Here is a 24,982-nt window from a genome sequence, read left to right on the forward strand (position 1 = left end):
TTTTTCCCCCTTAATATTGTTAAATCTTATTTTTTAACAAGTTGCTTTGTTACAAAACCTGTTGTATAAATACCGCTTTTGAACACATCATCTTCTAAAACTTGAATTAACATTGGCGTGTTCGTTTTAATGCCTTCTACCTTTAATTCTTCTAAAGCATCCTGTAATTTCAAAATCGCTTCTTCACGAGTTTCACCATGAGCAATGACTTTCGCAATCATTGGATCGTAGAATGGTGTAATTGTTACTTGATTCTCCAAAAAGTGATCAATACGTACATTTGTTGGAAGCGTTAAATCTGTAATTTTCCCAGGTGATGGGAAGAAACTTTTTGGATCTTCTGCATAAATACGTGCCTCGATGGCATGACCACTACGTTTTACATCATCTTGTGTAAATGATAATTTCTCACCATATGCAATGAGAAGTTGTTGTTCTACAAGATCTAAACCAGTAATTTCTTCTGTAACTGGATGCTCTACTTGTAATCTCGTATTCATCTCTAAGAAATAGAAGTTCTTCTGATCATCTACTAGAAACTCAACTGTACCAGCATTTGTATACCCTAGAGCTTTGGCAGCTTGTACAGCAACTTCACCCATCGCTTTTCGTGTACCTTCATCTAAAAATGGTGAAGGTGCTTCTTCAATTACTTTCTGATTTCGGCGCTGTACTGAACATTCACGCTCCCATAAATACACTGTGTTACCATGTGTATCTGCTAAAAGCTGAATTTCAATATGATGTGCATCTGCAATATAGCGCTCTAAATACATTTCTCCGTTACCGAAGAAGTTTTGTGCTCTCGTTTTGTTGCTTTCAAATGCTTTGGTGAGCGTTTGCTCAGTTTCCATCAACTGCATTCCAATGCCTCCGCCGCCTGCGGATGCCTTCAACATTAATGGGTAACCAATTTGTTTAGCAATTTCAATTGCTTCTTCAGCAGTTTCAATATTTGTAGTAATACCTGGAACTACTGGGACATCTGCAGCTTGCATTGCAATACGTGATTCAATTTTACTTCCCATCTTCGTAATGATTTCTTCTGATGGACCGATAAATACGATTCCTTCTTCTTTACAGCGAACCGGAAAAGACGGATTCTCAGATAATAATCCATACCCCGGGTGGATTGCTTCAGCATTTGTCTTCTTAGCTATTTCAATAATTTTTTCAAGGTTTAAATAGCTTTCTTGGACACGTGGCCCACCTACTAAGTAAGCTTCATTTGCCATTTTTACATGCAAGGCATTTTCATCTGCCTCAGAATAAATAGCAACAGTGCGAATGCCAAGTTTTTGACAAGTTTTCATAATACGAACTGCGATTTCCCCGCGATTAGCAATTAATATTTTTTGAAACATAGTGATTCCTCCTTTTTATCTACATCCTAAATGTCTAGCAATTACGAGACGTTGAATTTCAGAAGTTCCTTCACCAATTTCTAATAGTTTTGCATCACGAATATGTCGTTCTACTTCATATTCACGCATATAGCCATATCCACCGTGAATTTGCACTGCTTGATTTGCAATACGGCTTGCTGCTTCAGATGCGAAAAGTTTTGCCATAGCCGCTTCTTTACCGAAAGGTTTATCGTTATCTTTTAACCAAGCTGCTTTATGTACTAAATTACGCGCTAGCTCTATTTCAGTTGCCATATCAGCTAATTTAAATTGAATCGCTTGGAAATTAGAAATTGATTTTCCAAATTGTTGACGTTCTTTCGCATATTGCAGTGCACGTTCAAATGCAGATTGTGCAATACCAACAGCTAATGCTGCGATTGAAATACGTCCTCCATCAAGTGTATATAAGAATTGTTTAAACCCTTTATTTACATCACCAAGTATATTTTCTTTCGGCACACGTACACCATCAAGTACGATTTCACATGTATTAGAAGCACGTACGCCCATCTTATCGTAAGGGCTTGAAATCGTTAACCCTTCACTAGTAGTCGGTACGATAAATGCAGAAATACGTTTTCTACCATTCTCTTCAACACCGTTGACAGCGGTTACAATAATTGTATTTGCATACTCTGCATTTGTAATCCAACACTTCTCACCACTAATAACATACTCGTCTCCGTCTAATATAGCTTTCGTTTGTGTGCCACCTGCATCAGATCCAGCATTCGGCTCAGTTAATCCGAAAGCACCTAAAGTTTTGCCTGATGCCATTGGAACTAAATATTTCTGTTTTTGTTCTTCTGTACCGAAATAATAAATTGGAGAAGCACCTAATGAAATTGTTGCAGCGTAACTTAATCCTGTCCCACCACAAGCACGACCAATTTCTTCAACTGCTAACGCGTACGATACTGTATCGCCACCTGAACCTCCATACTCTTCTGGGAATGGGATGCCTAATAATCCTAGTTCGCCCATTTTTTGAAATGTTTCATATGGAAACTCTGCAGTTTTGTCATAATACACAGCTTTCGGTGCGATTTCCTTTTCAGCAAAGTCACGTACCATTTCTTTAATCATTTGTTTTTCGCGAGTTAGAGTAAATTCCATTCCGCTACACACCCCTTATCGAATATTGAGTTTCGACAGCGTGCGAGTTTCTACTACAAACATTACGAATGAAAAGACAAGAACATTAGTTAGATAATTGTTATAATTCTGTCATAATTCAATTTTAAAACAGATTCTGTACTAATGCACAAAAAAATTCCTACATTGTTCTACAACAACATAGGAGTTTTCTTGTCGAATTATGTAATTTTATGTTTAATAATCTCTACCTTTACCTGAATCTGAAATCTCTACTAAAGCTTCAGGATATGGTTCGAAATATGTTTGTCTTAATAAATACTTTTCATCAAATCGAAGCGCCCATGATTTTAAAATTGCAAGTAAGCTACTAAGCGGAATTTTCTTTTCTATATACTTTTGTATTAAATTTAAAAAATGATCTTTTTCTTGTTTTTTCAGCTTTGTTTTAAAGTATCCAAAAATATGCTCACATACATTTACATTTGATGTATAGCGGGGTGTGCGCATAAATAATTCATATAAAGTCTTCTCATAATTTTCAAATACAACTTCAATCTTTTCATTTTTGTGATTTGCAATTATACGCCCTAATTCCTTTTGTTTCACCTGATTATATGCCATAAATAAATATTTATTATCCGACTGAAACGATACAAGATCTTTCATATTTTTATTATGTTTAATCATCTTGTAATATGCGATTGTAAATAGCCTTGTAAAGAAATGCTCTCTAATAATAAAATTCGACAATCTGCCTTCCTCTTCAATAGGAAGATGCGAAAATTTTTTTATTACTGCTCCGCCAAATAAGCCTGGTCCCTTTCCTTTTGCTGGCGCTTTTTCAAAACTAGAATAAATTTTCACATCACGCGTACCACAACTTGGTGAACGATTCTTTAAAATAAAACCATCCACATCCGATATCATTTGTAAAAAGTCATTTGAAAACTGCTCCATTTTTTCAGTTACATCTTCTCCTGTTGACGGTTGCACAAGTCTATTCTCACCATTTTCTTCTACAATTCGTATCGTTTCACGAGGAGTCCCTAATCCAATCTCGACTTCTGGACAAACAGGTATAAATGTAACAAATGGCTGCAAATTTCGTATTGTTACATCCGGAATCATCTCTCCATTATAACGACAAGCATCAAACTCTAAACATTTACTTACAACAATTTTCGGTTTAGCAAATTGCCGCATTTCATTACCTCCTTTGTGCTAGTCCGTATAATATAAATTGTACTAAGATTAACATTTTAAGCAAAGTTTGGTTCATTTAATTTTATGACAAATATATATCAAATAATATATTAGCAATCATTTAACTCTATTTTCTATAAATGTGCGCTCTATAATGATGGTTTAGATACTGCAAAACGAATAATATACACATACTCTGGAGAATTTAATACGTAAGAAAGGAGGGAGCTTTATGAAGAAGAAATTATCATCTATTTTAAGTGTTTTAGCACTATCTATTATGTTTTTAGGTACATCTGCACAAGCTGAATACGATGGAACTAATATGAATAGAGTTAATAACACTGACATTTCAACTCGAGTGAATGACAATAACTTAGACAGAGTTAATAATGATGTGAGAACTCGAAATGTAAATACGACAAATGATTTAAATGATAATCGTGATAGAAATAATAATTGGGCTTGGCTCGGTTTATTAGGACTAGCAGGATTATTAGGTCTTAGAAGAAGAGACAAAGAAGTACGTTAATCTAGAATGTTTTTCGTAAACAAGTACTTATTTATCAAAAATATAACAAATATAAATCGCCTTTTTAAAGGCGATTTATTATTTTACTTAAATGTAACATATGTAATTCATACTTCGACGATTAATTTCGTGGCGTTAATCCGTACAATATAAACTGAATCGTATTTTCAATTTCAGTTTTATCATCCCATTTTTCTTCAGGCAATAATAAAAACCGTGTTAATAATAAACCTAATACAGCTGATAAAGTAAGTCGTAAAACAGTAGCTGGGGGCATTTCAATAATTTCCCCTTTTTCTTGAAACTTTGCAATCAACTTTTTAAAATGTGTAAGTAACTCTGTTTCTACTAATTGTTGTATTTCATTTTTCAGTTCTGGCTGAAATGGCACTTCTTGAATTAATATTTTTATCATTGGAAAATGCTTTTTTGCAAATTCAAATCTATTATAAATCACAACTCTTAGAAGCCCTTTATATGATTCATACTCCGATTTAAATATTTCCTTTGCGAATGTTTGTACGAAAAATGGTGCAGCAAACTTCGTTAATGTCGGCATGACTACTGCTAACAATAAATCTTTTTTCGTTTTATAGTAGCGGAAGATTGTTCCTTCTGCTACACCAGCCCGTTTTGCAATTTCACTTGTTGAAGTTGAAGCATAACCTTTTTCTCCAAACATATCAACAGCCGCCTCTAATATACGCATTTGACGTTCATTTCGTTTGTCTGTATTTGTTGCGGCAATTAATTCTTCCAGCCAATCCTTCTTCATCTATAATACCCCTTTGTATCATCATTATATTTTTCGATGTTTCTTTAATGCAAATACATTCCCTACTGCAAATAATACTGAGAAAAATAGTAAAACAGTTAAATCTAATGCAATCTCTGTAAATCCTTGATTTCGAATCATCACCTGTCTCATTGCGTCAGCGCCGTATGTGAGCGGAAATAATTTCCCTAACATTTGGAGCCACTTATTCATCGATTCAATTGGAAACAAACCAGAAAAGAATATTTGTGGCACAATGACAAGCGGTATAAACTGAATCATTTGAAATTCATTATTTGCGTATGCTGATAAAAATGTCCCTAAAGTTAATGCCGTTAAAGAAAGCATACATGTAATAAGTAGCGTTAGCCATATAGAGCCAGCTACATACAAGTCTAAAATGTAAACTGAAAAACTTACGATAATAATGGATTGTATAAATGCAAAGATCCCAAAACCAATAATATATCCTACAACTATTTCCCATCTTTTAATTGGAGTTGATAATAACCTTTCTAACGTACCGCTTAAACGTTCTCTTACGAAAGACACCCCTGATAAAATAAATACAAAGAAAAATGTAAAGAAACCGATCAATACAGGGCCAAGCCCATCAAACATTGTAAAGTCTTTAGAGCCATGTAAATAATTCACTTCAGGTTTCATTATTGATATATCGTTCTTCTCTGTATTTTTTTGTAATATTTGAAGTACAGCACGATTTTTTGACGAATCACTACCTTCTAATACAATATTCATTTTTCCATTTTCTAAACGAATGACTGCATCTACCTTTTGATTTTCTAGCTCAGACATTGCCTTTTCTGTATTATATTCATAAATTGACGCTTCCTGACTTTTCATCACTTTTACTAACTGAGCGGGCATATCAACAACAGCAATATGCGGTACATAGTCCTTTTGTGTAAACACTAGCGACAATAACCAAAGTAATAACATAGGTGCCCCAAACATCATCGCTAACGAACGTTTATCTCGAAAAAATTGGCGAATAATACGAATGATTACACCGGTAACTCTCATAATTCAGCCACCTCTTCCAACAAAAAGACATCTTCAATCCTTCCTGATGATACCCGCTTTTTCAATTCTTCAGTTGTACCAGTCGCAACTAGCTTTCCTTCTCTAATTAACCCTAGGCGTTCACAAAATTCAGCTTCGTCCATAATGTGTGTTGTTACAATAATGGTAGTGCCTTTCTTTTTCAAATCATAAAATTTTTCCCAAATCGTTTTTCTAAGAAGCGGATCTATCCCCACTGTTGGCTCATCTAAAATTAATATTTCTGGTTCATGAAGGAGTGCTATTGCTAATGATAAACGCTTCTTCATCCCGCCTGAAAAATGCTGCACTTGCTTTTTCATATGTTGTGATAATTGAACAAGATCAAAAACCTTTTCAATTCTTTCTTTTTTATGCTTTCCCTTTAATCCGTACATCGTTGCCATAAAATCTGCATTTTCATATGCTGATAGTTCTTCGTATAATGCATCAGCTTGAGCCATATAACCAATTCTTTTCATTTCATTTAAATTAGGCATATTAGTATTATTAACAAGCACTTCACCTTTCGTTGCCTCATTAATACCTGCAATCATTTTAATGAGCGTTGTTTTCCCCGAGCCAGAAGGTCCAACAAAACCAAAAATTTCTGCTTTTTCAACTTGCAATGAAAGATTGTGTAACACTTCTTTTTTTCCAAAACTTTTTGATACAGTCCGTAAAATAATTGAAGGTTGTTGCACGTTTCATCCTCCTTTTCCAATAAAATGAGTGAGTACTCACTTTTATTTTACTCTTGCTTAATTATATGTCAAACTTCATTGATTAGTATGTATGTTCAATCAACGATATGAAACAATGAAACAGAGTCGACATTAGAATTTTATTTCCTAAAATCGACTCTGTTTCATTTAAACTATAAATTTTACTTTACGTTTTTAAATTCATATACTTCCTAATTCTAGCAACATCTAAAGAATATTCGATAACTAATTGCTGTAACGGTAATATAACTGTGTCGGGATATAAATGTGCATATTGTAATGTTTCTGCATATTTTTCTAATCTTTTTTCTAAATACTTTATAATTTGATCAGGATGAGTTACTAATAAACATTTACAATAATAATGTATTTGTTCCTCAATCGCCGTATACTCTTCAATTTCGTATTCTTTATGCATGTGTACACCCCTTTAAGTTTTTTACATGAATTACTTATCACACTTTTCACTCGACAAATTTTAAGTTTTTTGATTATTTACACTATAACAAACAATCAGGGTCAAATTTTGTTACTTTATGTAACGTAGAAAATTTTTAACAAAATTGTAATGTTAACTTGTATAAAATGCATATAACCTAATTTTTCTGCACAAAAAAGTCGTACAGTTCAATTTAACTGTACGACTACAAGTTCTGGCCTATTAAAAATTCTTTGCGGAATGATACTATTGCCTAATCCTCTACTCACTACCATTGATGTATTTTGTTCTACATATAAACCTGCTGTATATTTAGGTAAAACACCTTGATTTGGAGCAACTAATCCACCGATAAATGGCAATCTAACTTGCCCTCCATGAGCATGTCCCGATAAAACCAAATCCAACCTCTCATTCGTATATTCCTTTATAAATTCAGGCCTATGGGATAATAATACATTATATCTATCTGGCTGCATTTCAATTTTCGCTTTTTTAATTTCATCTATTATAATATTTCCTTCATCACGGTTTCCAGTAACAAACTCTGGATCATCAATACCTAGCAAGTTTATTTCTTGCTCACCCTTTCGAATACCTACATGTTCATTCCTTAAAACATTGACACCATATTTCTTCAACTCTTTTTCTAAACGGTTATACTTTCCAGACCATTGTTCATGGTTTCCTGTCACAAAATATACAGGATACTTCTTTACAATTTCTCGTATTAATTGCATACTAACTTCTGCATCGTATGATTTACTGCCAATTAAATCACCCGTAATCGCAATAATATCTGGGTCTATGCTTTCAATTTTTTGAATTAATACACCTTGCTTATTGCCAAATTGTTTATTGTGTAAGTCTGAAATTTGTAGAATTTTATACCCTTTAAAAGAGGAGGGTATTTTACTAGAGGTTATTTTAACCTCAGTTATACCTATTAAATTGTTCTGTAAATATAAAAAAGTAATACAAGCTACTAATATGCCAATAAACAATATGATTCTATTAATATTTCTCTTCATATTCTCTCCTTTTATTTTTATAAAACACTTATTTTATGTTAACAGAATTATATGATACATTTTGATTTTTTATTGAATATAGTACAGTACATGAAATTTCATATCGGATACGTCATATATATTTATTTTACCTTTATCCTCTTAATAATAAAAATACAAAAACGATTCTTTTCATACGAAAAAGAATCGTTTTCTAATTTTATACATCCAATAACATATGGTAAAGAACTGAAATAACTAAGAGATTATTATTTAATAGCATCAATTACAACTTCAGCCGCCTCTTTAATTAGTTGATTATCATAGGTAGCCTCTTTCTCATCTTTACTAGATAAAATTGCGATGATAATTGGTGCTTTATTTGGCGGCCAAACGATAGCGATATCATTTCGTGTCCCATAACTTCCAGCCCCTGATTTATCTGCAACTATCCAGTCGGTTGGTACACCTGCACGAATAAGTTTGTCTCCTGTAGCATTTCCTTTCATCCACTCTGTAAGAATGTTACGCTTATGATTTGGAAGTGCATTTCCGGCCGTAAAAGCTTTAAGATCCGTAGCAATTGCTTTCGCTGTACTAGTGTCACGAATGTCTCCTGGAATAGCCTCGTTTAATTCTGTTTCAAAGCGATCAGACATAGTAACACGATCACCCATCTGTCTAAGCGCTTTTTCATATCCTTTTGGTCCGCCTATTTTGTTAAATAAAATGTTCCCTGCAGTATTATCACTGTAACGAACAGCAGCCTCCGCAATTTCTCCTAGTGTCATTCCAGTATCTACATGTTTCTCTGTAACAGGTGAATAATCCACTAAGTCTTCTTTCGTATAAGTAATAACTTCATCTAATTTCATAGTAGAGTTTTGCTGCAGTAATACTCCTGCCGCGAAAGCCTTGTAAGTTGATGCAAAAGCAAACCTTTCGTTAGGTCGATAAGCGATTGTTTGTTTTGTACCAGTATTAATCGCATATACACCTAATCGAGCATCAAATTTTTTCTCAAGTTGAGAGAACTCTTTATGCGTCGCCTGATTTTTATGTTTTATTTGCCCTTTCTTTTCTTTCGCTTCAACTTGCAATGGCCCTCCTGTAAAAGCTTCGAGGCTTGTAAAACTTAAACCTAATATACTAACGCATATTCCTATTTTTAGCATCCTCTTGTTTTTCAAAATCATCATTCCTTTCAAGTTCTTAACCATTTTTTACGTACACATAATAGACAATCACCAAAACAAATTTGTTCCATAAACTTTTAAAAATTTTTAGCTAGTATGAGAGTCATTAGCAAAATAAGAGATAGCCACAATGATCGTCGCTATCTCTTATTTCCAATCTCATTTTTCTTTTATACAGACCTTTATATAAACAGTATGTCTTTCCATAAGAAAAGCGTATACGTTTTTCTAATTTTGATTCGGAACATCTGTATGAGTAGTTTCACCATTTATACGTTGCTGTTTTAAATCAAAATATACATCTAAAACTTCTTTTCCAATTATAGAATTAATTCCACTTTTATCGTTACGAAGCCACGGAACTACTACTGAGAATGCTACTTCTGGATTATCATATGGAGCATATCCAACTAACGTTAAGTTGTAGCATTCCATACGTTCTCCTTTTGCATTTCTACCAATTGGATCATCTCCACCATATACAGTTTGAGCTGTTCCTGTCTTTCCTGCTGGTTTATATGAAGCATTTTTGAAATACTTCACGCCAGTTCCATCACCTTCTTGGAATACCCATCTAAAGCCTTCTTTTATTCGATTAATATGTTCTGTCTTCATATCAATTCGATTTAATACGACAGGCTCTATTGAGCGAATAACTTTGCCAACCTCTTCTTTTATTGATTGCTCTCGTATTTCTTGTACAATTTGAGGTTGCATTCTATAACCGCCATTAGCAATTGTTGAAATATATTGCGCTAATTGCAATGGCGTATACGTATCATACTGACCGATAGAAAAATCTAGTAAAAAACCAGGCTGGCTATCTACTTTTCTAGTTTGTCCAATTATTTCATTCGGTAAATCAATACCCGTAGGAACTCCTAAGCCAAATTGCTTAAAATAATAGCGCATCGTATTAAATGCTTCTTGTTTTATATCCAATGAACCATTTGGTACGTAATTAACGCCCGCAATTTTTAAAGCTGTTTGGAACATGTATACATTCGAAGATACTTGTAGAGCTCGTAAATCATTAATATTACCAAATCCGGATACATTCCACGATTTCTTAGCTTGTGTACCTTTAAATTTCATCGGTGCATCATAAAATTGATCTCCTGGTTGTATTGCCCCTGTCTCATATCCAGTTAATAAAGTTGCACCTTTTACAGCTGATCCTAGTTCATACGAAGTTGTCATATTACCTAATGCCAAATCCTCGATTTCCATTTTCCCTTCTTTTTCTACAATCCTTTTGCCTGCCATAGATAAAATCTGTCCGTTATTCGGATTTGTCATAACAACAAAAGCTCGGTCCAATAGTGGCTCTGAACTCTTAAAAGCTCTCAAATTTTTCTCTAAACTTTCTTCCACTTTCTTTTGTAATTCCATATCAATCGTTAATGTTAAACTATTACCACTTTTTCCTTTAGAAATTATTTCTGTATTTATAATATTTCCTGATTTATCTGTAATATTTTTCACTTCTTCTTTTGTACCATGTAACACATCTTCATATCGTTGTTCAATATAACTTTTCCCTACACGATCATTACGGTTATATCCGCGTACTAAATAAAAATCTAAATTTTCTTTTGGCAGACCTTCTTCGCTACTCGTAATATTACCTAACACGGAACGAAATAAATCACCATTTACATAATTGCGCTCCCAATCAACTGTTGCATCTACCCCAGGAAACTCCGCAAGATTTTCACTGATTTGCGCATACTCTTGATTTGTTACATCTTTTTTTATAATTTGTGGTGTCAGTTGATAACCTGAATTCATTTTACTTTTAATAGCTAACACCTTTAAATCTTGTACTGTTAATTCTGCCAATTCTACTTCTGTAACTCGACTTCGTCTTAATTCTTCTATTTTTTTATCTAACTCTTTTCCCTCTATTCCCTTTTCTTTAAACTTTTCTATATCTTTTTTCGTAATCATTGCTTCCGCACGTTTCGTATTCAACTGCATCCAAAAATCTTTTTTATCGATATCTGTTAATTTGTTTATATCTTGTTCAGGCATTTCAAGTACTTTTGCCAAGTCTTGTGCTGTTTTTAAAATAGCTTCACTCGTAATTCCCTTTACCCTTGTATACGTAATTGTGCGAAGAGATTTATTATTAACAACTGTTTTTCCTTCTCGATCTAGTATTTGTCCACGTGGAACTGGGATACTAGTTGTTGTATTTTGATTGTTTTCCACTTGGTTCTTATAAGCCTCTCCCTCTACAATTTGCACTTTTCCTAGTTGAACAATAATAGCTGAGAATAGTAAAAATATGCAAAGGAACATTATATTTAATCGAATAGATATATATGCCTTCTTATTTCCTTTTTGCTTTTCCATAAATCCTCCATATATTTGCTTATATATTACGTAACGATGGCCGATTATAAATATCGTTTCGACTTTTTCAATAAACCATTGTAAGCATCCATTTCTTTTCGTTTTGCTGCGTAATTCAAAACTCTCCTTTCTTGTTTTCTCTCTATTTTTTGTCGTTTGCATTAGAAATGCTACACTGTATAACGACTCATCTTAAAAGTAAAATTTCATACTATTTATTCCTTTCTTCATGCTGTAATACTTAATAGACAACCTAAATAATTAAGTTGTTCCACATTTACAAAAAAAATAATTAACTATAATATGGAATAAGCTAAAAAGGGAGGGCTTTATGTTACATACAAAAATAAAAAGATGGAGATTTATAGCGATTCTTTCTATTGTAGGTTTTATATTAATAATTTTGTTTAAAAGTCATTTCTTTTCAATTACTATCGAAACTTCTTCAGCCGAAAGAGGACAAATACTTGATAAAAATGGTGTAATACTAGCTACAAATAAGAAAGTTAAGTCTCTATATTGCACTTTTAATGATGAAAAGATATCAAAACTAGATACATCAAACACATTAGCTTTTTTCCATCAATTTTCAAGCGAGTTTCAACATGACATTTCTGCAAAAGACATAAAATTACACTTACAACAATCTTGTAAACAGCAAACTATGAATGATATACCGTTATACTCTGACATAAATGAGAGTGAACTTACATTCGTAAATAAGAAAAAACCCAATAATGTAATAATTAAAAATGAAGTGATCCGATATTATCCCAAGCATGAAATTGGTTCACAAGTAATTGGTTATGTAGAAAATGACCTTAATTCAGAGTATATGCCTGTTGGAAAAAGCGGGGTTGAGCTGCAATATGAAAATGATTTAAAAGGAAAACCGGGTAAAACTCTTATTTTTAAAATAAATAACAAAAAGTTCTTATGGAATATTCAAAAAGTACAAAAAGGAAAAGATGTCCAATTAGCTTTAGACTCTAAGTTACAGCAAAAAACAGAGGAAGCATTAAGATCTCAAATTAAGAAAATAACTGATATTAATGCTGGTTATGTTGTGGTAACCGATGTGAAAACTGGCGCAATCTTAACTATGGCCAACTCAGCAGTGTTTAATCCAAATATATTACATACATCACCTGAAAAAGAAAACATTAAATCACTTTCGCAAAATAAAGCAATTCAAAAATTAAAGTACGGTGAATCTTGTGTAAATATGGCCTCTACTATAAAGCCACTTTCTATTTTAATTGGATTAAACGAAAAGCTCTTTCAACCTGAAGATACTTATTTAGATAAGGGTAGTTTTCAGTATGATAATCAAAATAACATTGTGAATGCACCTGGAACGCCAACTGGTGAGATTACACCGCGGCAGGCTATCATCAATTCATCTAACACATTTATGACAGCAAAAGTAGCACTACCTTTATTCAACGAAAATAATGGTAATATAGAAAAAGTAGCAAACATATGGACCGATTATTTAATGCAATTCGGTCTTCGTTCTAAAACAGGGATTGATTTACCATTTGAAGAAGACGGACAATATGAGCTTCATCCATCTAATAAATTTGAAAATGGAATCTCAGCTTTATTAAATGCCTCTTGGGGAGGAAATGAAGTACACACTCCTCTTCAACTTGCTCAATATGCAGCGACTTTAGCTAGTAAAGGTGACAAATATAAACCTCACATCGCAAGTGCTATTATTGGTCCAAATGGTAAGGAAACAAAAAAGTTTAAACCCATTTTAGAAAGTTCAAATCATTATCCGATGAACTTTTGGAATGTCGTGCAAGGTGGAATGAGTCAAAATATAGAGGAGATTAAAAAGCTGCCCTTTGACGTCGCAGGTAAAACAGGAATTACAGGTTTTCCGAATGAGCAAGCAAGAATGATTAATCATTCTCTTTTCATTGCATATGCTCCTACCAAAGATCCACAAATTGCCGTTTCTGTCGTTATTCCTGGTAGTAATTCAGAGAAAAACATCGCCGCTCTCGTTACATCAGAAATTTTAGAGTCTTGGAATACACTTCAAAAAGAGAATAAAAACAAGAGGAAGGTTCATTAAAGTGAACCTTCCTCTTTTACCATATAGAATCAATATTCGTTATTTTCCATTTACCTTCTCGATCCTTTTCGAACATGAAAGAATATTTAATATCAGTTAAAAGATACTCTTTTTGTACATATCCAGTATTACCGCCAATTGTCGATACTTTTATATATCCATCATTCTGCACTTTTTCCGGAATCCAAGCTTTTACCATTTCATTAGATACTTCATATAAAACTCGTGATTCTCGTTTTGGTTCAGCTAAAATTTTTGTTTTATTTCCAGTAATAGTTGCATATATAAAATGTGCTTGCTTTGGTTCATTACTTTCTGTCAATCCACTTGGTACTTTGTATGCTTGTTTTGTATCATTTGTAAATTCTCCCCCCATTGTAAGGGCAACTTGCAACTCATGAAAAATATCTTCATCAAACTTCAATTCATCCTTCTTATAACTCTTCCCTTTAAATAAAACTTCATCATTTAACGCTCTATTCAAGTCATTTTCGTTTTTTGCATTTGTACTTTGATATAAATCATTCATAAATTGTTTTAATGTTGGATCTTGAGCAGACTCATCTTTCGTTTTAGGCTTAATTTGAGTGCTGCTTTGGACTGGTGATTTATTATCATCAAGCCAAGGTTGTTGAACAATAACAAATAACATTGTACAAACGAAAACAACTACAATAGGCAGCGCTTTTTTACGAAACGGTCTTTTATGTTTTACAAAATCCGCTTCATTATTTTCATATATAGACTGCTTTATTTTAAAAATAAACTCTTCTTCATCTTTACGCTTCTCCATGGGACCTTTTTTTAATTTACTATACCAGTCGGGATTTTGTTTATTGTTCATCACTACTACCCTCCCCAATTAATTTTGAAACCTTACTTCTCGCTCGGCTTAATCTAGATTTTACAGTTCCAATAGATACTCCTAGTGTTTCAGCCATTTCTTCATAAGATAATTCATATTTCGCGTCTAAAATTATTATTTCACGGTGTTTTTTAGGTAGTTTTAATACAACATCCCACACTTCATTCATTTCCTCTTGATTAAAAAATTCTTTTTCTGCCGATGGGGATTGTTTATCATCACTAAAAAATCCTACTAAAGATATCCTTTTAAAATAGGAGGATTTCAAATAGTTTATTGCCGTATTTCTTGTAATTTTTAATATCCACGTTTTAATAGATGACTCCTTTCGAAATGAATTCCAATTTTTAAATACCTTTATAAATACATCCTGCGTGATATCATCTGATAAGTGTGGATCTTTCGTAATAATAAATGAATAATTCCATACATCTTGCCAATAATCGTTTATAACATATTCAAGCTCCTCATGATTACATTCTTCAATAAACTTCTGTTCCATTTCCACACCTCGAACTTATTTGAATAAACATAAAACTACCCTCGCTTTTATTATGGTTTCAATATATAGACAAGATACAAGTTGTATTTGTTCCATTAACGATGGTAACCTTTCAAAAATGAAAATAAAGACGAGGTATCAATGTTCTACAGACACAACAAAAAGCATTCTCGAGTAAGGAGAATGCTTTTTCGAAGCTTAATTATACTTTGTTTTGCATGATTTATACCTTTGTGTTAAGCAAAAAATAAATGTTGTAAAAGATTTTACTTTATAATTAATTATTATTTCCGGAAAATATGGTTTATTTTTTCACCGGGTACGTTACTCCCCCCTCTTCCTTTTACATCTTCGATCATCATGGTAACAAGCATGTCCGGCTCATTTGCATCAAAAGCTGCAAACCATCCCAGTTCTTTTCCATCTGCTTCTTTGGACTCTTTCAGTTCTGCTGTACCGGTTTTACCAGCAAGAGTTATACCATCAACCTTAGCAATTCTCCCCGCGCCATCAGGGTCATTAATGACTTTTATTAATGCACTCTTTAATATCTCTTGATTCTTTTTAGAAACCACATTTTCTTTCCAGTTCCCTTCTACTTTTGCTTCTTTTAAAAGATGAGGCGACGGAATATTCCCTTCATTTACAATCGGTGCATATGTTAATGCTAAATGAAGTGGGGTCATTAATACTTGTCCTTGTCCGTATCCCGTGTCTGCTAGTTGAATATCATTTTTTATCCCATCTCTTGCAATGATTGAAATAGGAAATTCGTATTCGATTGGTAATTTTTCATGGAATCCGTATTTCTTAAATTCATTTACATACTTATCTTTTCCCATCTTCAAGGCTTGTTGAGCAAAATAAATATTATCTGAGTACTTCATTGCCTTGTCAAAATCAATTGGACTTGCATCCTTCACACGTGTTACATAATAATTTCCCCAAGAGGAATCTTTTGTCCACTTTAGTCCTTGAATATTAAATTCTTCCTTAGGTTTTATTGTGTTTGTTTCCAAACCAATTGCACCTGTAATCGTTTTAAATAGGGAACCTGGCACAAATGCTTGTGTGAAACGATTCATCATTGGTAGTTTCAAGTCGTTATTCCATGCTTCTCGTTGGGCCTTTGATGCTCCTCTAACTATTGTATTTGGGTTATAAGCAGGGCTACTTACTAGTGCGATTGTTTCACCTGTTTTAGGATTGATCGCTGCACTAGAGCCTGCTTCATTTTTCATCTCATTATAGATTTTTTCTTGAATTGCAGCATCAATTGTTAACGTAACATTTTCCCCTGCTTTCGCTTCTTTTTTTGCTACGTTTTTAATCTCTTTCCCACTCTCATCTTCTATAAATACGCGTCCACCCTTTTCACCACGCAATTTATTTTCCAGTACTTTCTCTAAACCTGTCTTACCTATTAAATCATCAGCTTGATAACCTCTTTTTTGAAGTGATTTTAACTCCTCTGCATTCACATTTCCTATATAGCCAGTTAAGTGTGCCGCTGCTTCCCCTAATGAATACATACGAATATTTACTGGGCGAGATGATACTCCTTCTAATTCAATATAATCATTCTGTCTAGTTCCCTCTTTTAAAATACCAATTGGTACAAAGGAGTCTGGTTTTATCCATTTCGCTGTAAGCTTCTGATCGACCTCTTCTATAGACATATCCAGTAACTGTGCCACTATTTCTTTTGTTTCAGCCGCCATTTTGCCTAGTTTCTCTGGAATAATTCCAACCTCAGTCGCTTTACCATTCATTGCAAGACCTTTCCCATTTCGATCGTATATTTCTCCGCGTTTTCCATCTTCTGTTTGCATACGTACTTTGTAATCTTTTTTCATACCTGGAAAAATGAAATCTGGTGTCCAATCTACTTTCCAAGCATCTTTATCTTTCACAAGTTTTGCTTCATGGATAAATGAAGCTGTTCCTCCATCCGTATCCATCTTAACTTCAAAAAGAAAAAGTTCTTTATCTTTAGCATTCTCTCCTTTCGTTTTAATGTTTAAATTCTTAACGCCAATGCCCTCATAAATTTTTTGATATTTCTCTGTGAATTCCTTTTTAGAAATCGTTTTTTGGGCATGTTCTGATAAATGATCATACATATTTGCAAATTCTCTATCATTCCATAAATTTATATATTCTTCAAATGCTTGTTTTGGCGATTCGTTTTTATTACATCCTACCAATATAACTGCAAAACAAAAGAAAAGCAGCATCCATAATTTTTTCAATTCAATCTTCTCCCTTAGTTAAAAATGTTTATTCCTTTCTTAATAAATTAAATAAAAAATGTTGTAACGCTTAATAGACAGTATAAGTAATGAAATTGTTCCACATTTACAAAAAAATTTAATTTATGATCAAGTTACATTCGAAGGAGAAGATTTTAAGATTCTTACAAACAATAGAAGCGGATCTATTTAACACGAAAAAGGGCCCTTATTCTAAGGGTCCTTCAACAAAAAATAACTAAGTGTATACAATAAAAAAGAATTACTTAAAATTTAATTTATAGACGCTGTATATCTTCTATTCCGCATCAAAACCCATATGCTGTATGCGACTGGGGATTCGTTCACTCTAAAGCTTATTTAGAAGAGTCATGTACAGGTAAACTACTATGAATTAATTCAGCAACTTTCACATATCCTTTTGAGTTTGGATGAATTAAATCCTTAGACCAAACCGTATCATCATTAACTAAATGATGATCCCAAAAGTCAACATGATGAAGCTTATACTCTTTACTCAGTGAACGTATAACTTCGTTTGCCTCTAATAATTGTTCTTTTACTACTTGCTTTTTTTTAGATGATAAAGGAAGCCTAACTGTAAAATCTGGAAGGTTTCCTATAATAATATCAGCATCTGCTTTACTTAATATATCTATCATAAATTCCATATCGTTCTTATATTCTTGATGATTCCAACGTCCTTTTAATACATCGTTTGCACCTGCGATTAGACTTACCAAATCTGGATTAAACGTTAATGCTTTTTCCAATTGCTGCGAGCGAATTTCTTTAGTTACTAAACCACGCTTTGCAAAATTGGCATATTCCATATCAAATGCACATATTTGAACAAAATGATCTACCCAGCTTTTTAATGCAATCCTCTCAACTTCATCCCCTATGCCCTCGGTAAAACTATCACCAATCGCTACAAATCGCTTCCACATATGTATTCCCCCTTTTTGTTGTTTATATCTACACTATATAATAGTTCACAATGTATATCTATTTTCATTGTAATTTAATTGAATAATGAATCTTTTTTCATCCTGTGTAACTTTATTAAACTATCCTTGTACCAGGGTGCTTTAAATTCAAAATCAAAATAAACTCCATCCTTTTTTATATTTCTACAAAAAAGATAGCGTTTTAGGGATTATATAGATACAAATTTATTTTAGCTTAATAGCAATACAAAAAGTTCCGACGGACAAATATGAAAAAATAATGCCTTCTTCAATTCCAAGCCATCAACATAAAAATCTATAATACTTTGAAAGCTTTTATTTCAGACTATAAAATTAGCTTTTTACTATATCAAACGCACTGTCCCACATACCGCTAAAAAAAGATCCGATGTTACGCATAAAACGTGTGAACCAATTTGCTTGTTCTATATCAGATTTTGTTACAAGGTCTACTTGTAATGATTTACCTAATAAAAAACCAGGATCTGTACTATCTTTAGGCGAGATAATCATTTTACTAATTGTTACACCTTTTTTAATAGGTGCTTCTTGTTCTTCATTCAATACTTTAAATTCTTTTTTATATACGTCTTTGTTGCTCTTTGGTATTGGAAGTGAAACAGCTTGCTTCGTTTGAACAACTACATCTTTGTCTTTTGCATTTGCTACTCGCACTGTTTCATGCCCGTTTACTACTGAATCTTTTCCATAAACTTTCTTCATTTCAAAATTCGCAAATCCATAATCATATAATTTCTTCGTTTCATCAAAACGTGCTGCATGAGAGTTTGCTTTTATCACGACAGAGATTAAACGCATACCGTTTCTTTCTGCTGTACCAGTGAAACAATCCCCAGCTTCAGGGGTAGTTCCTGTTTTCAACCCATCTACACCTTCGTATTGCTTAATTAAACCTGTTAACATCCAGTTAAAGTTCGTCATATCAATTGGATACTTACCACCTTGTTGAAATGTTTTTTTAGGGATTTTTGCAGTATCTAATATTTTCGGAAAATCTTGAATAAGACGTTGTGCTAAAATCGCACAATCTCTTGCGGACATTTTATTTTTCTCGTCTGGAGTTGTCCCTTCTGGGTGATGTCCTTTTAAATCATAGTTTGTTAAACCTGTTGAGTTTACAAATTTATAATTTTTCATTCCAAACTCTTTTGACTTATCGTTCATCATTTTTACGAAATTAACTTCTTTCCCAGCAATCTCTTCAGCTAAAGCAATTGTTGCACCGTTTGCAGAATAAATTACCATTGCCTCATATAACTCTTTGACCGTATAAGAGCCTCCATTTTCTAATGGAACGTTTGATAAGGAACGATCTTGCGAAATCTTATATGCATATTCAGAGATTTTAACTTTTTGATTCCATTTAAGTTTTCCGTTCTCCACCGCTTCATGAACTAAATATTCACTCATCATTTTTGTCATACTAGCAATTGCTAATAATTCATCTGCATTTTTTTCATATAAAATTTTCCCGGAATTTGCTTCTACTAAAATTGCTGATCCTGCTTCTACTTCTATAGCAGAAACTGTTTCCGCTGATGCACTTCCAGATATAACAGTTATGCTACAAAATAGTGTAAGCACTGTTATTATTGCAATAAATCTCTTGCAAAACATACCTTTCACTTCTGTTACCTCCAATATCTTTGTACTCAAAAAAGCGTTATTCTGACATAATCCTTCAAAAATAGACAACGTTATCAAATTCTAAATATAAGACATTAGGACCACTTTCATATAGAATATTTCATCCCGCTCTTTTAGACAAACTGACACTTATTACCCACACTTTTAACACCTTTGTATTTTTCAAAATGATTCGTACTTTCATATTTTTTAGGATTACACTTAATCGACAATCTAAGTAATCCATTTGTTCCATATTTACAAAAAATAAAACCAGTGTGTCCTGATTAATTATCGAGGCAAACTGGCAGTTAAACATTTGTTTATTAGCTATTAAGGATTTTTATTATTTAATTCAGCTATTTACTATACTTATACTAGAGATGAATTTCCCTTAGTCTAGACTATTAATTTTTATAATAAAAAACTACATCCTATACAGAATGTAGTTTTTTCACAGACTTATCTATTTTTTACTTCCTTTTTATAAAAATCATATAATAGTTTAATAGATGAGCTAGATAATATAGGCATTGCCTTCTCAACTAATTCTCTATTCCAATCAAACCAACGCATTTCCATCAGCATATTCATTTCTGTATCATTAAACCGCTTCTTTATTTCCTTAGCAGGATTTCCACCAACTATTGTATACGGCGGAACATCTTTACTTACGACAGTTCCTGCTGCAACGATTGCACCTTCACCAATTGTAACGCCAGGCATTATTATAGCATTCATTCCAATCCAAGCGTCACTTTTAATGACTGTATCACCCTTCGGTTCATATGAATGTTCAATTTGCTCAGCGAATGGATATACTGTAATCCATTCTGAGTGATGATTATGATTACCACCCATTAAAATGACTACTCCACTGGCAATACAAACATAATTCCCAATAATGAGTTTATCAAGATGCCATCCCATCTGTTCAATTGGATTGAAAAGTGCTCGGGACTTAGCATCCCCCCACAAATACCTTACACAGCCATCTTCAAAATTTTGATGACCATAATAACCTGAATAATAGGAGTACTCTCCTACCTCAATGAGTGGATTTGTAACTATATCTTTTAAATACTTCGTTTCTGACCAATGATTATATAATGGATACTTCATACCTTTATTCCTCGCTTCTAAGTATTGTAGATCTTTGTAATTCACTTAGAAGCTTAATACGACTGCTACATTTTTTAGCTTTCTCAAACGACGAATCATTATATTCAAGCCTTTCTGTTATAATAAAAAAATCATAACGTGTTAAATTACATAAGTCAAATTGTAAAATGATGTACTGAAACTTAAAGTATGAATTGAAATTTAAACATTAAAACAATCGAATTTTCAAATAACAAATCCCAATTACATATGATAAAGATTTCTTAACTATACCTCTAACTTCTTTCCTGTAATAGCCGTAACTTCCTCGATATAGTCTTATTACATTTTAATTTGTCTGATAAATCAATAAATGTTAATATGATTATAGAAGATATTATCCATTAGATTTCACAGCCAGTTTTTCACAAAACGATTTCTGAATCCTTAAGTAAATAGGAGGTTTAGAACATGAAACTTTTAAGGCAATCCACAATTATTGGCGCATTGACTGTTGGAGGATTTTTATTTTCGAATACAATTGGTACGCTCCCACCTGTTTCTGCTGAATCGCAACTTATACAAAAGGAATCGCAATTTTTAGATAATTGGCGTTGGCAAAGCTATTTTTTATTACATCATAATGCAGATTTTATAGAAGAGTTAGCAGTTGGTGACTTAAAACATGGAGATACATTCGATGTTACTATATATACTGGTGGTAAAGATACTGGTATTGTAAAAATATATCAATTGAGCGGGAATGAAAATGATGAAATAAACTTACATAGATATAAAACCATTTATGACTCGGGTTTGAATCATAATTATGGTAGATTTGTAACACCTATTACTAAGGCTTATAATCCTGGAACATATGTAGCTGTTATGAAACTTGGAGAAAATTATTATTATGGAGGCAGCTTTAAAATCTCAAAATAATTAAACCTCATCAAAAAATATTAAATACTATTTTTATTAGACAAAAACCATTTTAAAAGGTCCTCTACCTTATATAAGATAGAGGACCTTTTGATTATTTTCCCTTTTTAAAGTTAAAAAAACCCTTACTTTCTTTATAAATTATATTTTTTATTCAACAACTGTTTTCACCTCATTAAGTTCTATAATCTAATATGCAATATTGCATATTCTATATGTTCACTTTTTAAAAATGCGATAATTTATCTATAAAAATATTTAAAATTAATATTGAAAGGAGAATATTACATGTCTTTCTATTCTTGGTCTCCACTTATTTTCTTAATAGTTATTGCAATTATCATTTCTATTCAAAAGACTAAGAAACAATAATTGATTATTTGGAGGTGTAAAAATGTCATTTGCAACATGGAGTGCAATTTTTATGACTTTAATCGGAGCAATTTCTGGAGCAGTCTTTGGTTCGATCTCCTCTAGAAATAAAACCAAAAATTAAATAATGACGTAAAAATGAATTTCTAATAAAACTCTATACAAAAAAGTAGCCTATAAAATTTTATAGGCTACTTTTCATTTCATCATTATTACTTAGCTAATTCTTTCGTACCCTTCATTACATCAACGAAGAATCCCCAGTTATTCACAACAGAAGAAATACTAATATGTTCATCTGGAGTGTGAACATTGAATATATCTGGACCGAATGAAATTGCATCTAATTCAGGCATCTTTTGAACGAATACACTGCATTCAATCCCTGCATGTACAGCGAAGATTTCAACATCTTTATTGTATTTTTCTTGATGCACTTTTTCAAACAAATTACGAATTTGTGAATTCGGATTGTATGGCCATTCTGGATACTCTGACTCGATTTCAAATGTTGCACCAACTAACTCGGCGATACATTTAATCTCATCTGCAACATGTTGTTTTAAACTACTTACAGAACTTCTCACTTCGTTACGTAATTTAATTTCATTTTGTAACGTTTCAATAACGCCTAAATTTGTTGAACTTTCTACAAGACCTTTAATATCCATACTCATACTTTGAATGCCGTTTGGAATTAAGAATAATGATGAAATAAGTTGCTTTTGTGTCTCTTTAGCAAATACTTTTTCTACTTTCTCATCCAATTTTGTAAGTGTAACGTGAACATCTGGATCAACAGCACGCATTTCTTCTTGTAATACTCTCGTCCAAGATTCTAGTTTTTCTTCTACTTTCTCTACATCTTCTGTACGTAATACAACTGTAGCTACACTTTCACGCGGAATTGCATTTGTTTTTAATCCGCCGTGAACTTCACTTATATCAAATTGAATATTTGCTGATAAATCGCGTAATACTCGTCCTAATACTTTGTTCGCATTACCACGTTGTTTATCAATTTCCATACCAGAATGTCCGCCTTTTAAACCACCAACATATAGACGGTATGCATCCGTATTCGCTGGCGCTTCATCCCAAATCACTGGAATTGTTTCAACAGCTTTCGCACCACCTGCGCTACTTACAAGTAATTTATGATCTTCTTCAGAATCAATATTTATAAAAATCTTACCATCAAAGTGATTTGCATCAACAGCAAAAGCCCCGCCCATTGTTGTTTCTTCTTCAGTAGTAATAACTACTTCAAGTGCTGGATGCGGAAGGTCTTGCGAATCTAATAAAGCCATCGCATACGCCACTGCAATACCATTATCAGCGCCTAAAGTCGTTTGATTTGCATATAACATGTCCCCAATGATTCGTAATTCAATTGGATCTTTTTCAAAATCATGTACTGTTGCTTGATTTTTTTCACACACCATATCCATATGACCTTGAATGATAATAGCTGGTACATTTTCATAACCAGCAGTTGCTTCTTTTTTAATAATGACATTTAATGCTTCATCTTGAATCACTTCTAAATTACGCTCTTTTGCAAAGCCAACTAAATAATCACTAATTTCCTTTTCATTACCTGATCCTCTAGGAATCTTTGAAATTTCTGCAAAATGATAAAATACAGGGTGCTTTGTTAATTGTTCTAAAGTAGAATACATTGTTAAGCTCCTCTCAAAATGACAAATAATATGTAAGTCTCTTATCATTATACCATGATTCATTATTTTCACTTTCTATTTCATACTTTAATATCCGCTCGTTAAACATTTAAATTGCATATAAAAAGAGAAAGAAAATGCACTATGCATTTTCTTTCTCTTTTTTTGCTCTCATATATTTTGAAGTACTATTATTCATTAATTTCTCTAACCGATTTATATTTTCCGTTAACGCACCTTTCACAAGAGAGAAATCTGTATTTGGTTCTTCTTTTTTTTCTTTAAAAAATGAAGACTTTTGTATATTTACTTCAGCCATCTCTTCTCCCCCTCTTCAAAAATATACAATCTTCTATTTATATTATATCGTAAATGTAAACAGCATGTACAAGTATCATTTTCTTTTTAATTCATCTTCTAATTCTTCTACTTGCTGTAATGTATCTCCTTTTATTAACGAGAAATCTGTTGTATCTTCAACTCCTACCTGGCATTCTCTCTTTTTCATTTTTGTTAATTATCATAAAATTAACAATATTAATCTACTATTTAATAATAATATTTGATATTATAAAAAGTAGATTTTATTGGAATTATAATCTAATATATTTTTGATTAAAATAATTTTTCACACATAATAGATTTAAAAACAACACACTCTATTTACACTATTATACGTCTAGATACAACAGAAAAGAATGAGGTTATTTCTAACAATGGATTCTTTGTTATTGAATTACCAAACACTCAATGGC

Annotated in this window: 21 protein-coding genes; 3 read left to right on the forward strand and 18 right to left on the reverse strand. The window is 32.6% G+C overall.

All coding sequences use genetic code 11. From position 1 onward, the window contains the following. Nucleotides 1-26 precede the first annotated feature (26 nt). The 3 genes from ACTFSI_RS21440 to ACTFSI_RS21450 all read right to left on the reverse strand — a co-directional run bounded on the left by ACTFSI_RS21440 (nucleotide 27) and on the right by ACTFSI_RS21450 (nucleotide 3,710). Nucleotides 27-1,364, reverse strand: a complete 1,338-nt coding sequence (locus ACTFSI_RS21440) for an acetyl-CoA carboxylase biotin carboxylase subunit (RefSeq protein WP_440045623.1) — start codon at nucleotides 1,362-1,364, stop codon at nucleotides 27-29. 15 nt (nucleotides 1,365-1,379) lie between these two features. Next, on the reverse strand, nucleotides 1,380-2,525 hold the full coding sequence (locus ACTFSI_RS21445; RefSeq protein ID WP_139895431.1) for an acyl-CoA dehydrogenase: 1,146 nt from the start codon (nucleotides 2,523-2,525) through the stop codon (nucleotides 1,380-1,382). Nucleotides 2,526-2,741: 216 nt separating this feature from the next. Beyond that, entirely contained in the window at nucleotides 2,742-3,710 is a 969-nt protein-coding gene (locus ACTFSI_RS21450; RefSeq protein ID WP_440045624.1) for a YbgA family protein, read from the reverse strand. Nucleotides 3,711-3,942: 232 nt separating this feature from the next. On the opposite strand from ACTFSI_RS21450, the gene ACTFSI_RS21455 reads away from it, so the two are divergent. Next, nucleotides 3,943-4,242, forward strand: a complete 300-nt coding sequence (locus ACTFSI_RS21455; RefSeq protein ID WP_044792435.1) for a WGxxGxxG family protein — start codon at nucleotides 3,943-3,945, stop codon at nucleotides 4,240-4,242. Between the two features lie 121 nt (nucleotides 4,243-4,363). Here ACTFSI_RS21455 and ACTFSI_RS21460 read toward each other — a convergent pair whose 3' ends face one another. From ACTFSI_RS21460 to ACTFSI_RS21490, 7 genes are all read right to left on the reverse strand, one after another. Beyond that, nucleotides 4,364-5,017: a TetR/AcrR family transcriptional regulator gene (locus tag ACTFSI_RS21460; protein ID WP_440045625.1), complete on the reverse strand. Its 654-nt coding sequence runs from the start codon at nucleotides 5,015-5,017 to the stop codon at nucleotides 4,364-4,366. Nucleotides 5,018-5,041: 24 nt separating this feature from the next. Continuing rightward, a complete protein-coding gene (locus ACTFSI_RS21465) occupies nucleotides 5,042-6,061 on the reverse strand; it encodes an ABC transporter permease (RefSeq protein WP_070806068.1) in 1,020 nt (339 codons plus the stop codon). After that, nucleotides 6,058-6,783: an ABC transporter ATP-binding protein gene (locus tag ACTFSI_RS21470; protein WP_242261038.1), complete on the reverse strand. Its 726-nt coding sequence runs from the start codon at nucleotides 6,781-6,783 to the stop codon at nucleotides 6,058-6,060. Before ACTFSI_RS21470 ends, ACTFSI_RS21465 begins: the two co-directional genes overlap by 4 nt. A 187-nt stretch (nucleotides 6,784-6,970) precedes the next feature. Continuing rightward, entirely contained in the window at nucleotides 6,971-7,222 is a 252-nt protein-coding gene (locus ACTFSI_RS21475) for a hypothetical protein (protein ID WP_000548624.1), read from the reverse strand. A 209-nt stretch (nucleotides 7,223-7,431) separates the two neighbouring features. Continuing rightward, on the reverse strand, nucleotides 7,432-8,274 hold the full coding sequence (locus tag ACTFSI_RS21480) for a metallophosphoesterase (protein ID WP_440045626.1): 843 nt from the start codon (nucleotides 8,272-8,274) through the stop codon (nucleotides 7,432-7,434). Nucleotides 8,275-8,522: 248 nt separating this feature from the next. Then, entirely contained in the window at nucleotides 8,523-9,473 is a 951-nt protein-coding gene (bla, locus tag ACTFSI_RS21485; protein ID WP_440045627.1) for a class A beta-lactamase Bla1, read from the reverse strand. A 204-nt stretch (nucleotides 9,474-9,677) separates the two neighbouring features. Beyond that, nucleotides 9,678-11,807, reverse strand: a complete 2,130-nt coding sequence (locus ACTFSI_RS21490) for a peptidoglycan D,D-transpeptidase FtsI family protein (RefSeq protein WP_440045639.1) — start codon at nucleotides 11,805-11,807, stop codon at nucleotides 9,678-9,680. A gap of 331 nt (nucleotides 11,808-12,138) precedes the next feature. On the opposite strand from ACTFSI_RS21490, the gene ACTFSI_RS21495 reads away from it, so the two are divergent. Further along, nucleotides 12,139-13,893, forward strand: coding sequence for a peptidoglycan D,D-transpeptidase FtsI family protein (locus tag ACTFSI_RS21495; protein WP_138321990.1), 1,755 nt, complete (start codon nucleotides 12,139-12,141; stop codon nucleotides 13,891-13,893). Nucleotides 13,894-13,909: 16 nt separating this feature from the next. On the opposite strand, the gene ACTFSI_RS21500 is transcribed toward ACTFSI_RS21495, so the two are convergent. The 6 genes from ACTFSI_RS21500 to ACTFSI_RS21525 all read right to left on the reverse strand — a co-directional run bounded on the left by ACTFSI_RS21500 (nucleotide 13,910) and on the right by ACTFSI_RS21525 (nucleotide 21,252). Then, a complete protein-coding gene (locus tag ACTFSI_RS21500) occupies nucleotides 13,910-14,737 on the reverse strand; it encodes an SH3 domain-containing protein (protein ID WP_138321991.1) in 828 nt (275 codons plus the stop codon). Beyond that, nucleotides 14,727-15,260, reverse strand: coding sequence for an RNA polymerase sigma factor (locus ACTFSI_RS21505; protein WP_044791791.1), 534 nt, complete (start codon nucleotides 15,258-15,260; stop codon nucleotides 14,727-14,729). Before ACTFSI_RS21505 ends, ACTFSI_RS21500 begins: the two co-directional genes overlap by 11 nt. 284 nt (nucleotides 15,261-15,544) lie before the next feature. Continuing rightward, on the reverse strand, nucleotides 15,545-17,512 hold the full coding sequence (locus ACTFSI_RS21510; RefSeq protein WP_138321992.1) for a penicillin-binding transpeptidase domain-containing protein: 1,968 nt from the start codon (nucleotides 17,510-17,512) through the stop codon (nucleotides 15,545-15,547). 356 nt (nucleotides 17,513-17,868) lie between these two features. Then, nucleotides 17,869-18,462 carry an SGNH/GDSL hydrolase family protein gene (locus ACTFSI_RS21515; protein ID WP_138321993.1) on the reverse strand — a complete coding sequence of 198 codons (594 nt, stop codon included), beginning with the start codon at nucleotides 18,460-18,462 and terminating at the stop codon, nucleotides 17,869-17,871. Between the two features lie 354 nt (nucleotides 18,463-18,816). Further along, nucleotides 18,817-20,130, reverse strand: a complete 1,314-nt coding sequence (locus ACTFSI_RS21520; RefSeq protein ID WP_270365314.1) for a D-alanyl-D-alanine carboxypeptidase family protein — start codon at nucleotides 20,128-20,130, stop codon at nucleotides 18,817-18,819. A 462-nt stretch (nucleotides 20,131-20,592) separates the two neighbouring features. Beyond that, a complete protein-coding gene (locus tag ACTFSI_RS21525; RefSeq protein WP_070806034.1) occupies nucleotides 20,593-21,252 on the reverse strand; it encodes a CatB-related O-acetyltransferase in 660 nt (219 codons plus the stop codon). A gap of 450 nt (nucleotides 21,253-21,702) precedes the next feature. Between ACTFSI_RS21525 and ACTFSI_RS21530 the strand changes: the two genes are divergently transcribed. After that, the gene (locus tag ACTFSI_RS21530) at nucleotides 21,703-22,173 is read left to right on the forward strand and encodes a DUF5065 family protein (RefSeq protein WP_000771842.1); all 471 of its coding nucleotides are present in this window, start codon (nucleotides 21,703-21,705) and stop codon (nucleotides 22,171-22,173) included. A gap of 584 nt (nucleotides 22,174-22,757) precedes the next feature. On the opposite strand, the gene pepD is transcribed toward ACTFSI_RS21530, so the two are convergent. Together pepD and spoIISB are read right to left on the reverse strand one after the other, a co-directional pair. After that, a complete protein-coding gene (pepD, locus tag ACTFSI_RS21535) occupies nucleotides 22,758-24,227 on the reverse strand; it encodes a beta-Ala-His dipeptidase (RefSeq protein WP_070806032.1) in 1,470 nt (489 codons plus the stop codon). A 142-nt stretch (nucleotides 24,228-24,369) separates the two neighbouring features. Further along, the gene (spoIISB, locus tag ACTFSI_RS21540; RefSeq protein ID WP_076855777.1) at nucleotides 24,370-24,546 is read right to left on the reverse strand and encodes a stage II sporulation protein SB; all 177 of its coding nucleotides are present in this window, start codon (nucleotides 24,544-24,546) and stop codon (nucleotides 24,370-24,372) included. Nucleotides 24,547-24,982: the final 436 nt, after the last annotated feature.

It is taken from the genome of Bacillus cereus group sp. MYBK101-2, assembly GCF_051918845.1.
Taxonomy (GTDB): domain Bacteria; phylum Bacillota; class Bacilli; order Bacillales; family Bacillaceae_G; genus Bacillus_A; species Bacillus_A paranthracis.

Bases quoted from the DNA above. Each gene is read 5' to 3' on its own strand.
- ACTFSI_RS21440 (WP_440045623.1), bottom strand. From the start codon at position 1,364: ATGTTTCAAAAAATATTAATTGCTAATCGCGGGGAAATCGCAGTTCGT.
- ACTFSI_RS21445 (WP_139895431.1), bottom strand. From the start codon at position 2,525: ATGGAATTTACTCTAACTCGCGAAAAACAAATGATTAAAGAAATGGTA.
- ACTFSI_RS21450 (WP_440045624.1), bottom strand. From the start codon at position 3,710: ATGCGGCAATTTGCTAAACCGAAAATTGTTGTAAGTAAATGTTTAGAG.
- ACTFSI_RS21455 (WP_044792435.1), top strand. From the start codon at position 3,943: ATGAAGAAGAAATTATCATCTATTTTAAGTGTTTTAGCACTATCTATT.
- ACTFSI_RS21460 (WP_440045625.1), bottom strand. From the start codon at position 5,017: ATGAAGAAGGATTGGCTGGAAGAATTAATTGCCGCAACAAATACAGAC.
- ACTFSI_RS21465 (WP_070806068.1), bottom strand. From the start codon at position 6,061: ATGAGAGTTACCGGTGTAATCATTCGTATTATTCGCCAATTTTTTCGA.
- ACTFSI_RS21475 (WP_000548624.1), bottom strand. From the start codon at position 7,222: ATGCATAAAGAATACGAAATTGAAGAGTATACGGCGATTGAGGAACAA.
- ACTFSI_RS21480 (WP_440045626.1), bottom strand. From the start codon at position 8,274: ATGAAGAGAAATATTAATAGAATCATATTGTTTATTGGCATATTAGTA.
- bla (WP_440045627.1), bottom strand. From the start codon at position 9,473: ATGGTTAAGAACTTGAAAGGAATGATGATTTTGAAAAACAAGAGGATG.
- ACTFSI_RS21490 (WP_440045639.1), bottom strand. From the start codon at position 11,807: ATGGAAAAGCAAAAAGGAAATAAGAAGGCATATATATCTATTCGATTA.
- ACTFSI_RS21495 (WP_138321990.1), top strand. From the start codon at position 12,139: ATGTTACATACAAAAATAAAAAGATGGAGATTTATAGCGATTCTTTCT.
- ACTFSI_RS21500 (WP_138321991.1), bottom strand. From the start codon at position 14,737: ATGAACAATAAACAAAATCCCGACTGGTATAGTAAATTAAAAAAAGGT.
- ACTFSI_RS21505 (WP_044791791.1), bottom strand. From the start codon at position 15,260: ATGGAACAGAAGTTTATTGAAGAATGTAATCATGAGGAGCTTGAATAT.
- ACTFSI_RS21515 (WP_138321993.1), bottom strand. From the start codon at position 18,462: ATGTGGAAGCGATTTGTAGCGATTGGTGATAGTTTTACCGAGGGCATA.
- ACTFSI_RS21525 (WP_070806034.1), bottom strand. From the start codon at position 21,252: ATGAAGTATCCATTATATAATCATTGGTCAGAAACGAAGTATTTAAAA.
- ACTFSI_RS21530 (WP_000771842.1), top strand. From the start codon at position 21,703: ATGAAACTTTTAAGGCAATCCACAATTATTGGCGCATTGACTGTTGGA.
- pepD (WP_070806032.1), bottom strand. From the start codon at position 24,227: ATGTATTCTACTTTAGAACAATTAACAAAGCACCCTGTATTTTATCAT.
- spoIISB (WP_076855777.1), bottom strand. From the start codon at position 24,546: ATGGCTGAAGTAAATATACAAAAGTCTTCATTTTTTAAAGAAAAAAAA.